The sequence below is a fragment of the Streptomyces sp. NPDC043878 genome, from assembly GCF_056435735.1.
In genome coordinates, this window is record NZ_JBWKDW010000032.1 from 44490 (window position 1) to 56154 (window position 11665).

Annotated in this window: 8 protein-coding genes and 1 pseudogene; 3 read left to right on the top strand and 6 right to left on the bottom strand. The window is 72.1% G+C overall.

Annotated features, from left to right (window positions below):
* The first annotated feature begins 502 nt into the window (after positions 1-502).
* Positions 503-1360, top strand: a complete 858-nt coding sequence (locus AC07AZ_RS33410) for a DMT family transporter (protein ID WP_478854479.1) — start codon at positions 503-505, stop codon at positions 1358-1360.
* Between the two features lie 261 nt (positions 1361-1621).
* Here AC07AZ_RS33410 and AC07AZ_RS33415 read toward each other — a convergent pair whose 3' ends face one another.
* The 6 genes from AC07AZ_RS33415 to AC07AZ_RS33440 all read right to left on the bottom strand — a co-directional run bounded on the left by AC07AZ_RS33415 (position 1622) and on the right by AC07AZ_RS33440 (position 9026).
* Complete coding sequence (locus AC07AZ_RS33415) at positions 1622-2569, bottom strand: quinone oxidoreductase family protein (RefSeq protein ID WP_478854481.1); 948 nt, start codon at positions 2567-2569, stop codon at positions 1622-1624.
* Positions 2570-2954: 385 nt separating this feature from the next.
* Complete coding sequence (locus AC07AZ_RS33420; protein ID WP_478854482.1) at positions 2955-4709, bottom strand: amylo-alpha-1,6-glucosidase; 1755 nt, start codon at positions 4707-4709, stop codon at positions 2955-2957.
* A gap of 62 nt (positions 4710-4771) precedes the next feature.
* Complete coding sequence (locus AC07AZ_RS33425; protein WP_478854483.1) at positions 4772-5602, bottom strand: carbohydrate ABC transporter permease; 831 nt, start codon at positions 5600-5602, stop codon at positions 4772-4774.
* A complete protein-coding gene (locus AC07AZ_RS33430; RefSeq protein ID WP_478854484.1) occupies positions 5599-6582 on the bottom strand; it encodes a carbohydrate ABC transporter permease in 984 nt (327 codons plus the stop codon). Before AC07AZ_RS33430 ends, AC07AZ_RS33425 begins: the two co-directional genes overlap by 4 nt.
* Before the next feature lie 20 nt (positions 6583-6602).
* Complete coding sequence (locus AC07AZ_RS33435; RefSeq protein ID WP_478854485.1) at positions 6603-7844, bottom strand: sugar ABC transporter substrate-binding protein; 1242 nt, start codon at positions 7842-7844, stop codon at positions 6603-6605.
* A 141-nt stretch (positions 7845-7985) separates the two neighbouring features.
* On the bottom strand, positions 7986-9026 hold the full coding sequence (locus AC07AZ_RS33440) for a LacI family DNA-binding transcriptional regulator (protein ID WP_478854486.1): 1041 nt from the start codon (positions 9024-9026) through the stop codon (positions 7986-7988).
* A gap of 528 nt (positions 9027-9554) precedes the next feature.
* On the opposite strand from AC07AZ_RS33440, the gene AC07AZ_RS33445 reads away from it, so the two are divergent.
* Complete coding sequence (locus AC07AZ_RS33445; protein ID WP_478854487.1) at positions 9555-11414, top strand: RICIN domain-containing protein; 1860 nt, start codon at positions 9555-9557, stop codon at positions 11412-11414.
* 90 nt (positions 11415-11504) lie between these two features.
* Positions 11505-11627 (top strand): annotated as a pseudogene (locus tag AC07AZ_RS33450) (DNA-binding response regulator); the annotation flags it as partial.
* Positions 11628-11665 lie beyond the last annotated feature (38 nt).

Consider the following 11665-nt stretch of genomic DNA (forward strand, 5'->3'; position numbering starts at 1 on the left):
TCCTGGTGGCGGAGCTGATGTCGCTGCGGCCGGCGCTTCCCTCTCCCTTCCCGTGGTGGTGGGGGGGGGGGGGGGGGGGGGCGGGGCCCCCCCCCCCCCCCCCCCGCGTCAGCCGGTTCCCGCCGCCCCCGCCGAGCCGCGCGCGGGGCGGGCCGTCGACGCGGGACCGGGCGGCAGGTGGTGCGGGGATGCGTCCGCCGGTCCGGCGGTGTGAGGGGACCGACGGGCGCGGAGCCGTCGCCCCATGCGAGTCGACGGCTCTCGCCTGACTGCCCAAGCGATCCCCTCGCCAGACCGGCGGGCGTCTGCGACAGCCGGCGCGGGTCTCGCGTACCTTCACGTTCTCACCGATCCCGCGGGACGTACACGGGACGCGGCGGAAGTTCACAGCGCGGGCGCCGGTTCGTCACCGGCCGACCGCGAGGTGCCGGGGAACGACGCGGCCGACCGCCCGGGGTCGGCGACCGAAACGTCCGCGCCCACCACAGGGCATGGTGGAAGGGTGACCGTACTCGCCGCTCTGTTCGCCGTCATGGGAGCCGCAAGCAACGCGCTGGGCACCGTCTTCCAGCGCAAGGCGGCCGCCACCGTCCCGACCGGTGGTGGGCTGCGGCTCATCCTCGCGCTGGCCCGGAAGCCGGCCTGGGTGATCGGCATCGGCGGAGTCGTCGGCGCGGCCCTGTTCCAGGCGCTGGCGCTGCTGAACGGGCCCATCGCCCTGGTCCAGCCGCTGTTCATCCTGGAACTGCCGTTCGCCCTGCTGTTCGCCATCCCGCTGCTGCACCGGCGGTTGCCCCGCCCCGGCTGGTGGGCGGTGGCAGGTGTGGTGGGGGGCCTGAGCCTGCTGCTCGCGGCGGCGGCGCCGTCGGGCTCACGGAACCAGGCGCCGATGGTCCGGTGGATTCCGGCACTGGTGCTGTGCCTGGGGGCGGTGGGCGTGCTGATCGCGCTGGCCCGGCAGCGGCGCTCGTCCCTGTTCCGCGCCGCCGTGCTCGGCAGCGCCTCGGCCATCAGCAACGCGCTGACCGCCGCCCTGCTGAAGTCGGCGACCAGTACCTTCGCCGACGACGGCCTGTCCGCGTTCCTCACGACCTGGCAGACCTACGGTTTCGCCCTCACCGGAGTCGGCGCGATCCTGCTGCTGGAGAACGCCCTTCAGGCGGGCTCCCTCGCCGCCTCGCAGCCGGCGCTGACCATCGGTGACGCGACGGTCAGCCTGCTGTTGGGTGTCAGCCTGTTCGGCGAGAGCATCCGCACGGGATGGTGGCTGCTGCCCGAGGCGGTCGGGGCCGGGCTCATCGTGTGGGGAGTGGTGCGCCTGACCCGGGTGGTCCCGCACGTACGCGACCTGACGGGCTGACCCGGGCGCACGAGGCCGACACCCCTCAACCGAGTGAGGACACCGGGCAGGCCACGCCGGTCCGACCGGGAGAGCCACTGCCCGCACCGCAGCCGCAGAGGCGGTGCATGAGCCGGCCCGGCCCCGGGGGACAGCCGTACGGCGCACAAACGGCTGTGTCCCCCTCCCGTGGGCGGGGGACACAGCCGAATCCGGTTCACCGGCGGCGGCCCCGACGTCCGCGCACGCTCGCCGCCGACCGGCGTGCTCGGGCCCCCCGGGTCACGGGATCAGGACGATCTTTCCGGTGGTGTGGCCGGTCATGATCTGGCGGTGAGCAGCGGCGGCCTCGCGGAGCGGGTAGGTGTCCGAGACCAGGAGGCGCAGTCGGCCCGCCCCGGCGGCTTCGATGAGCTGCAGACGGGCGGCGGCGCGCACCTCCGTGCCGGGGTCCGCGCCGGGCCCGCCCCCGAGGAGTTTGATGCCGGCCCCGGCACCGCGCGCGAAGGCGGCGATGGAGGCGATGCGCGAGCGGTCCGGCACGACTTCCAGCGAGACGTCCACCGCTTCGTCGGTGCCCACCAGGTCGGCCGCCGCGTGGACGCCCTCCGGCGCTGCCTGCCGCACCCGGTCGGCCAGACCGGGCCCGTACGCGATCGGGATCGCGCCCAGGTCGCGCAGCAGGTCGTGCTTGGCCGGGCTCGCCGTGCCCAGGACGGTGGCGCCGCGCGCCACCGCGAGCTGCACGGCCAGCAGGCCCACTCCGCCGGCGGCTCCGTGGATCAGCACCACCTCGTCCCTGCCGAGGCCGACGGCTTCGAGGACGTGCACGGCGGTGACGCCGACGACCATCAGGCCGCCGGCCTGCTCCCAGGACAGGGTGGCGGGCTTCGGCAGCACCGACGAGACGGGGACGACTAGTTCGGCGGTGTACGCGCCGGCCGCCGGATAGGCGATCACCTCGTCGCCGACCGTGACCGGACCGGCGGGACCGGTGGCGTCGGCGCCCACCGCGGTCACCACACCGGCCGCTTCCGAACCGAGCCGCATCGGCAACCTCGCCTCATCGGTCCCGAAGGCCCCGCTGTACAGCTTGTGGTCGATGGGATTCACGCCGACCGCGCGGACCGCGATCCGCACCTCACCGGGCCCGGGTTCCGGGACGGGGTCGTCGATCACCGACAGCGCCTCGGGACCACCGTACGCACGCGCCACCACTACGTCGCTCATGTCAGGGATCAACCCGGTGCCGGCCGAACTCATTCCGCACCGCCCACGGTGGATGTCACGCGGCACTCGGGACCGGTACGGGTGAGTGCGTCACCGGTGCTTCACACCCTCCTGGGCCAGCGGGGTGAGGGGCGGCCCGGTGACGGGTTCGTCCCCGAGTGCCTGGTCGACGGCGGCCAGGTGCGGTACCGCATGGATTGCTCCTTGGATGGGCGGGGTGACCGGCCGGCGCCCGCGCGCTGCCGGCCGTAGGGCGGAAGTGATGGCGTTGTCGGTCCCTTCGACCACCGCGCCGGGGGTGGGTGGCCAAGCCGTCCGCGCGGTTCCGGACCGCGGGTGGTTTCCCCGCCGGTGTCGGGCCGCGCCTCCCCGGACCCGCTCCGGGTCAGCTCGGGGGTTCCTCCGTGACCGCGCCCCGGTGCGCGTGGGCCTCGGCGAACAGGAGGTAGGCGGCGGCGGTCCAGGTGTAGGCGCGGTCACGCAGGCCCGCGCCGGTGAGGGCGTCGAAGTTCTCGGCGAACCCGTGGGTTTCGCACAGGGTGCGGAAGCGGGCGCTGACGTCGTCGGCGAGACGGACGTGTCCGCTGCGGCGCAGGCCGTCCTCGACCAGGACCGTGGCGGGCGCCCAGATGGGGCCGCGCCAGTAGCCGTCGGCCCGGTAGTGCGGGGAGCCCGGCAGCTCGGTGGCCAGTCCGTACGGCGTCAGATGCGCCTCGATCCGGGCGGCGAGGGTCTTGGCGACCTCCTCGGGCAGGTGCTCACCGAGGACGATCGGCATCAGGTCGAGCAGGCTGTCACTGGCCCAGGTCTCCCCCGTACCGGCGCCGCGGGCCACGAACGACTCCCCCGTCCACAGCTCGGCGAGCATCGCGTCCCGCGTCGCGCCGGCCGTGCGCCGCCAGGTCAGGGCGTCGTCCTCGGCGCCCAGCTGGTCTGCGAGGGAGGCCAGTTCGTGCAGTTGCAGGACGAGGAACGCGGCCAGGTCGGCGGTGACGACGACGCGCTCGCGGTCGAAGGTGGTGGCGTTGTCCCAACCGCTGTCGTTGCCGTGCTGGTAGTGCGGCAGGGCGGCCCCCGGGGTGCGCCGGGCGGTGAGCCAGAAGTCCGTCCAGCGGCTGAGCCGGTCGTAGATCCCGGTCAGTTCGGCGTGGGTGAGTGAGGTGGGGAGCCGTCGCCGCAGCAGGCCCAGGGTCCAGCCGTGGATCGGCGGTTTGACGAAGTTGTAGAGGACCTCGGAGTGGGTGACCGAGTCCGGGAGGGCGCCGGTCTCGTCCTGATGGTCGAAAGGGAGGGCGAACTGGTCCCAGGCCAGGCCGGGAGCCCCAGGGGCCAGTGCGAGGGCGTTGAAGCAGTGGTCCCAGCTCCAGACCTTGTCCATCCAGTGCTTGGACATCAGCACGGCGGGCCGCGTGACGAGCGCGGCGGCGTCGACCGTGGCCGACCACAGGACGTAGGCGGCCAGTTCCGCGGCCGGCGTGGCCGGTGTACGCCAGGGCACCACGGCGTCGGCGAAGTCGGTGAACGCCCGCTCGGCGGCCGTGACGACCTCCTCGAACGTCGCCGAGGACGTGTGGGGCCGGCGCGCGCTGTCGAGTTCCTCGACGGCGATCTCCCAGGCCGCACCGGGTTCCGCGGTGACGGTGACCCCGCGGTCGGCGCTGCCCAGGGCCTGGCCACCGGACTCCCCGCCGACCGCGCCCGCCAGCCGGGTGACGCGGTAGCGGCGGCCCGTCTCGTACGAGGTGAACACGTGCGACCCGTCCACCGGGTCGCGGAAGAAGTAGGTGCCCGTGAAGGGCGTCAGGGTGTGAGCGGCCGCGGTGAGGCGCAGGCCGATCCCCTCGCCCCGCACACGGACGGTGCGCGGCGACGCGTAGGCGAGGTCGATCCGCCCGTGCCCGCCGGCCCAGCTGAGGACACCGGGGGTCGCCTCGACGCGGGTGGCGGCCCGCTCGCCCGTCGCCGCGTCGAGGGCGGTGAGGCGGAGCACCGGGTGCATGCCGTTCTGGTGGGACACCAGGTGGAGGTCTTCGGCGTACGTGTGCTGGCCCAGCACCGGGGAGAGGTCGAACCAGGATCCCCGGGTGCTGAACGGGATGTCGCGCAGGGAGAAGGCCGGGCCGGTTCGGGCGGCGGTCATGTACGGCTACTCGTTTCTCTCGTGGGGGTGGGCGACGGCGCGCGGGCCGGCCGGGAAGGCGCTCAGTCCTTCACGGCTCCCGCGGTCACGCCGGCGGCGACGTACCGCTGCGCGAGGACGAGGATCACCGCGGCGGGCAGGGAGGCCACGACGGCGGTCGCCATGATCGCGTTCCACTCCTGGTTGTTGTTGCCGATGTAGTGGTAGATGCCGAGGGTGATGGGCTCGTGGGCACCGCCGCCCACGAGGGTGCCCGCGAAGACGAAGTCCGACCACGACCACAGGAACGCGAACAGCGAGACCGTGACGACGGCGTTGCGGCTCGTGGGCAGGACGACGGACCAGAAGGTGCGCAGGGCCCCGGCGCCGTCGACCGTGGCGGCCTGGAGGAGTTCGGCCGGGATGCCGGACATGAACGCGGTGAAGATCAGCACCGCGAAGGGGACGGCCAGGGTGGAGTCGGCGACGATCAGGCCGGGCACGGACTGCAGCAGGCCCAGGCTGAGGTAGATGGCGTAGAAGCCCATCGCCATGATGATGCCGGGGATCATCTGCGCCACGAGGAAGAGGAAGCCGAGCAGGCCGCCGCCGCGTGGGCGCAGCTTCGCCAGCGCGTAGCCGGCCGGTGCGGCCAGCGCCACGGTCAGTACGACCGTGCCCACCGCGACGACCAGGCTGGTGGCGAGGTAGGGCAGTTGCTCGTCGAGGACGGCCCGGTAGCCGGCCAGGGTGCCGTGCAGGGGAAGGAGTCCCGGCGGAGTCCTGCGCATGTCCTGGTCACGGGTGAAGGACACGTTCAGCATCCAGTAGACCGGGAAGAGCATGACCGCCGTCAGGGCCACTCCGAGAGCGGTCTTCCAGCCGGTGCGGCCGCGCGGGTTCAGGGAGTTCATGACAGCGCCTGCTTTCGCTGGACCCGCAGGTGGACCAGGCCGAACACCAGCGCGGCGACGACGAGCAGGTTCCCGACGGCCGCACCGGGACCGAAGGCGGGCAGCAGGTTGCCGAAGCCGAGCCGGTAGGACCAGGTGGCGAAGGTGGTGGACGAGTCGGCCGGACCGCCCTTGGTCATGATCCAGATGATGTCGAAGACCTTGAGCGTGTAGACCAGGCCCAGCAGCAGTGTGATCGCGGAGACCGGGCGCAGCAGCGGGAAGGTGATGCGCCAGAACCGCTGCCAGGCGTTCGCCCCGTCGAGGGCGGCCGCCTCGTACAGGCTCGCCGGGACGGACTGGAGGCCGCTGTACAGCACCACCAGGTTGAAGGGCACTCCGATCCAGATGTTCGCCACGATCACCGAGGTCAGCGACCACGCGGGCGAGGTCAGCCAGTGCACGGGAGCGAATCCGACCGTGTGCAGGGCCGCGTTGACGATGCCGGAGTCGCTGTTGAGCATCCACGACCAGGTGGACGCGGACACGATCAGCGGAAGCAGCCACGGCACCAGGAACAGGGCCCGCAGGGTGGTCGAGAGCCGGAAGTGCTGGTTGAAGAAGACCGCGAGGGCCAGGCCGAGGGCGTACTGGAAGGCCAGGCACACGGCGGTGAACACCGCGGTGTGCAGCAGGGCGGGGGCGAAGGTCGGGTCGTCGAGGACGGTCCGGTAGTTGGCCAGGCCCGTGAAGGGCGCGTCGCCCTGGACGAAGGAGCGGACCGTGTAGTCGCGCAGGCTCAGGTCGAGGTTGCGGTAGAGCGGATAGGCGTAGAAGAGGACCAGGTAGAGCGTGACGGGCGTGAGGAAGCCCCAGGCGGCCCACTGCGGGGAGCGCGCGCGGCGCCGTGGCCGGCCGCGGGCGGGGGGCGGGGCGGCGAGGGCCGCCCCGGCCGGGTCCGGCACGGGCCGACGGCCCGTCGGATACGTCGTGTGGTTCATCAACGTCCCCTGCGTGTGCGTTAGTTGACGGCGTCCTGCGCGGCGGTGAGCGCGTCCTCGGGCGACTGGGAACCGCTCAGCGCGGTCTGGACGGCCTTCCACAACTGCTCGGAGATCTTGGGGTACTTGGTGCCGAGGTCGTCGCTGGTGCGTCCCTTGGCGGCCCTGACCGCCTTCACCCAGGGCCCCAGCTCGGCGTCGGCCGCGACCTGCTTGTCCTGGACGGCACCGGTGGGTGCGACGTAGGACAGGGTGGTGTCGGTGGCGTAGAGGTTCGCGGCGCTGGTCAGGCAGGAGACCAGTTTCTGCGAGGTGGCGTAGCGGGCGGTGTCCTGCTGCACGGGGAGGGTGACGAACTCGCCGCCGGTCGGGGCCGCCGCGCTCCCCCCGTCGGCGCCGGGGACGGGCAGGACGCCGTAGTCGAAGCCCGCCTTGTCGGCGTTGGCCAGCTGCCAGGTGCCGTTCTCGGCGAAGGCGTAGTCGCCGCTCGCGAACTCCTGCCAGCTGGTGGTCTGCGTGTTGTTGATGACCGAGTTGGGCGCGTAGCCCTTCTTCAGCCAGCCGGTCCACAGGGACAGCGCCGACACGCCCTGGGAGGAGTCGAGTTCGGTCAGCTTCGCGCCGGATCCCCAGAACCAGGGCAGGAACTGGAAGCTGCCCTCCTCCGTGCCGATCGCAGAGAACGTGATGCCCTTCTTGCCGGCCGCCTTGACCTTCTCCAGCGCCGCCGTCAACGACGCCCAGTCCTTCACCGACCCGACGTCCACGCCCGCGGCCTTCAGGACGGCCTTGTTGTAGTAGAGAGCGAGCGTGTTGGCGCCGATGGGAGTGCCGTACGTCTTCCCGCCCGAAGTGCCTGCCGCGAGCAGGTTGGGGTCGACCTCGGAGGTGTCGACCTTGTTGTCCGCGGTCGAGGTGAGAACCCCCGCCTCGGCGAGCGTCGACACGACGGGGTTGTCGACGATGAGCACGTCCGCGGAGTTGCCCTGCTGCGCGGCCAGCAGCGCCTTGTTCGTCAGGTCGCCGGTGTCGAACGCGGTCCGCTTGACCTTGACGCCGGCCTTGCCGCCGCACGTGTCGAGGAGCTTCGCCCACGCGGAGTCCTTCGCGAACTGCGGGTAGGGGTCCCAGACGGTGTAGGTGCCGCTGTCGCCGTCCTTCGCGGAGGTGCTGCCGCCCGACGAGCAGGCGGTGGTGCCGGTGGCTACGGCGATGACGGCGAGGGCGGCGGCGGTGATGCGCCGCCCGGTGGGTCCGGTCATGGTGTGGTCCTCGGTGGTCTCGTGCGCGGGCATGCCGAATGAGCGGCTCGCGGGACCGTGGGAACGGCCCGGCGCGGCCAGGTGAGGGGACAACCAGGGGCAGCTGGAGACAGCTGGACAGCTGAGGGGAGGACGGGGGCGTCAGGCGGTCGTCTCGGTGCCCGCCCACCCGGTGAGGTGCGCGGGGCCCGTACTGGCCCGGAGCGAGATCGGTGGGGCGAGCAGGTGGTGCCGGGGCGACGCGTCGGGGTGGTCGAGTCGCTCGACGAGGAGTTCGACGGCGAGGCGGCCCATCTGCTCCGCCGGCACGTCGGCCGCGGTGAGCTGCGGGGTCACCGTCTCCGCCCACCGTCCGGCCACGACGCCGGTGACGGAGAAGTCGCGCGGGACATGGCGGCCCGCCGCGGAGAGCCCGCGGTAGAGGCCGCCCAGCGCGGCTTCGTTGAGGGTGACCAGGGCGGTGGTGGCCGGGTCGTCGTGCAGGATCTGTTCCAGGCACACCTGCCCGGCGGCGGCGTCGTCTCCGCAGCAGTACGTGCGGACGGTCAGTCCGCGCTCCGCCGCCGCCTTGGTGAAGCCGTCCAGGCCCCGGTGGGCCGACTCGTAGCCGGCGCGCACCAGACGCTCGGGCCTGTTGACGAAGGCGATCCTGCGGTGGCCCAGGTCGGCGAGGTGGTGCACGCACGCGGCCGCCAGCGCGGTGTGGTCCAGGCCGACCCACCACTCGTCCTCGGCGTGCGCGGTGCGGCCGATGCAGACGGCGGGGAAGCCGGCCTGCCCCAGGTGGTCGACGCGGTCGTCCTCGAGCCGGATCTCCATCAGGATGGCGCCGTCGACCCGGCGCTCGGCCAGCAGCCGCTGGAAGGAGCGGTCGCTGTCCACTCCGCTCGGAGAGAGCAGGACGTCGTAGTCGAAGGCGGCCGCCGCCTCCACCACGCTGCCGATGAAGTCCAGTTGCATGCCGGTGTAGTGGTTGCCGGCCGGCGGGAAGACCAGGCCGATGGTGCTGGTGCGGCCGTTGGCCAGGGCGCGGGCGCTGGCGTTGGGGCGGTAGCCCAGTTCGTCGATGACCCGCTGGATCTTCTGCCGGGTGTCGTCCGACACCGGGCGCTTGCCGCTCAGCGCGTACGACACGGTGCTGCGCGAGACACCGGCCCGCCGGGCGATCTCACCGATGTTCACGGGGCTCCTTCGTCGGCCGGCTCGGCCGGCCGCCTGACAGAGGCGGCCGCCGGTCGTGGTCGTCGGGATGGATGGGAGGAACGGGAGGGGCGCACCGATCGTCGAACCGGTTCGCGTGATGGGAAGGTAGGAGCCCGTCGAAGCACCTGTCAATGCCTCGGACGCACTTCTCGGGACCGGGATCTCACTCATCCCGGGGGACGCGCGGGGCGAGGGGTCGTGGATGTCTGGTTGCGTCATGGGTATTGCTGGCCCGTTTACGGCAGTGCTAGCTTCCGCCGCAGCGAACCGGTTCGATGAACGGCACTGTTTGTGTCTGACCGGCCGCCGCAGACCCCGTCAACCACCGGTAACCGCAAGGAGAGAGCTCGGCGAGGGGGAGCGAACCGGTTCGAAAGGAACGACGCTGCCCGCCGCTCGACGCCGTCGTCCTCCTGCCCCACGAGCGACCCCCAGGACACCTCCACACATGCCCTCCCCGGGCCGCCGCCCGGCCCGGGCCGCCCCCGCACGACTGGAAGAGAGCCCATGCCCCTGCCCTCGTCACGCCCGCCGTCCACCTCCACCGGTCACCAGCGGCGCCGCGTCGCGTCCACCGTGGCCGTGCTGCTGGCCTCCCTGGCGGCGAGTCTGCTGCCCACCACCGCGGCGCACGCCGCCGACACCGGCGTCACCGTGGACTTCTCCACCGCCGGCGGCGCCCCCACCTACCACGCCTCCGGCACGATCTACGGGATGACACCGGACGGCTCACTCCCGCAGGACCACTTCTTCAAGGACATCAAGTGGCACTTCATGCGGGCCGGCGGCGCCCAGCTCAACAACGGGGGCTACGCCACCAGCCTCGCCGACTACCGGACCCGCTGGAACTCCACCCTCGCCCAGTACCGGCGCACCACCGCGCTCGGTGGCACCTTCGTCCTGCTGCCGCACGACCTGTGGGGCGCCGACGGCACCACCAGCCAGGGCTGGCCCGGCGACAACGGTGACTGGACGCAGTTCGACTCCTTCGTCACCCAGCTCATAGGCGACGTACGCGCCAACCACATGACCGTCCAGTGGGACCTGTGGAACGAACCCGACGGCAGCGGCTTCTGGAAGCCGTCCCAGGCGCAGTACCTCCAGATGTGGTCGCGCTTCTACGCCCGCGTCCGCGCCGCCTTCCCCGACCAGCTGGTCGTCGGCCCCAGCATCGCCGGCCAGCCCGGCTCCGCCAACACCTGGTGGACGACCTACCTGTCGTACGTCAAGGCGAACCACGTCGCTCCCGACATCTACAGCTGGCACGACGAGCCGGGCGACCCGGCCGCCGACGCCGGACGCGCCGACTCGACCCTCGCCGCGGCCGGCCTGACCAACACCCGCGCCTACCAGATCAACGAGTACGCCACTCTCTCCATGCAGTCGCCGGGCGGCGGCGCCTGGTTCATCGGCCGCCTGGAGCGGGCCGGCGCCGACGGCCTGCGGGGCAACTGGGCTTCCGGCAACGGCCTGCACGACGACGAGGCCAACCTGCTCACCAAGAACAGCGCGGGCCAGTACCTGCCGCTCGGCGAGTGGTTCATGTACCGCTACTACGGTTCGCAGACGGGCAACATCGTCAACCTGGTCCCCGGCGCGGGCACCGACGGCCTGGCGACCAAGGACAACACCGCCGGGAACGCCAAGGTACTGCTCGGCAGCAACGGCAACACCGGCACGGTCACCGTCCACCTCACCGGTCTCGACACCACCACGGTGGTGGAGAGCGGCAGGGTCCGCGCGGTGGTTCAGCGCGTCCCCTACAACAACGGCGGTGCGGTGACCGGCCCGGAGACGGTCTCCGACTCCGCCCTGACCGTCAGCGGCAACGCCGCCTCGCTGACGCTCCCGTGGACCAACGCCAAGGACGGTTACACCGTCACCCTCCTGCCGCCGTCGAACACCACCGTCTCCACCGTCGCCGTGAGCCAGAACAGCGGCCAGTGCCTGGACGACACGGACCTCAGCACGGCCGACGGCACGCAGTACCAGCAGTACTCCTGCGAGGGCGGCTACCAGCAGATGCTCGACCTCCGACCGGTCACGGGACGCGCGAACACCTACACCGTCGTCAACGAGCTCAGCGGCAAGTGCCTGGACGTCTCGGGCGCCTCGGTCGCCGACGGAGCCGCCGTCGGCCAGTACACCTGCAACGGCCGGGCCAACCAGATGTTCACCCTCACCCCCGTCACCGCGCTCGGCAACAACCACGACTACCAGCTCGTCGCCGTGCACAGCGGCAAGTGCGTCGACGTCTCCGACGTCTCCACCCGGCCGCGGGCGCTGATCCACCAGTGGACCTGCGACTCCGCGAGCACGCTCACCACCAAGAGGAACCAGATCTGGCGGTTGCAGGGCACAGCCTGAACCACCGCGCCGGGCTCACCGTTTCCCGTCCGGGGCGGATGGGCGGGGAGCCCGGCGCACGGCCCCCCGTTCATCGGCCTGCAGCTCTTCCTCACCCCGCTCACCGTCAAGACCCACGCCAACCGCGCCATGGCCGAACCGGGTGCCCGGGACCTCGCCCAACTCGTCGTCACCGCCTACGAGACCGGGCTCGTCCCCGTCGGCGGTGCCTGATCCGCCGGGGACCCAGTGGCCGCGAACTCCGTTACCGG

Excerpts from the sequence above, each read along its gene's own strand:
- AC07AZ_RS33420 (WP_478854482.1), bottom strand. The coding sequence starts at position 4,709 with ATGACCGCCGCCCGAACCGGCCCGGCCTTCTCCCTGCGCGACATCCCG.
- AC07AZ_RS33425 (WP_478854483.1), bottom strand. The coding sequence starts at position 5,602 with ATGAACTCCCTGAACCCGCGCGGCCGCACCGGCTGGAAGACCGCTCTC.
- AC07AZ_RS33415 (WP_478854481.1), bottom strand. The coding sequence starts at position 2,569 with ATGAGCGACGTAGTGGTGGCGCGTGCGTACGGTGGTCCCGAGGCGCTG.
- AC07AZ_RS33435 (WP_478854485.1), bottom strand. The coding sequence starts at position 7,844 with ATGACCGGACCCACCGGGCGGCGCATCACCGCCGCCGCCCTCGCCGTC.
- AC07AZ_RS33445 (WP_478854487.1), top strand. The coding sequence starts at position 9,555 with ATGCCCCTGCCCTCGTCACGCCCGCCGTCCACCTCCACCGGTCACCAG.
- AC07AZ_RS33430 (WP_478854484.1), bottom strand. The coding sequence starts at position 6,582 with ATGAACCACACGACGTATCCGACGGGCCGTCGGCCCGTGCCGGACCCG.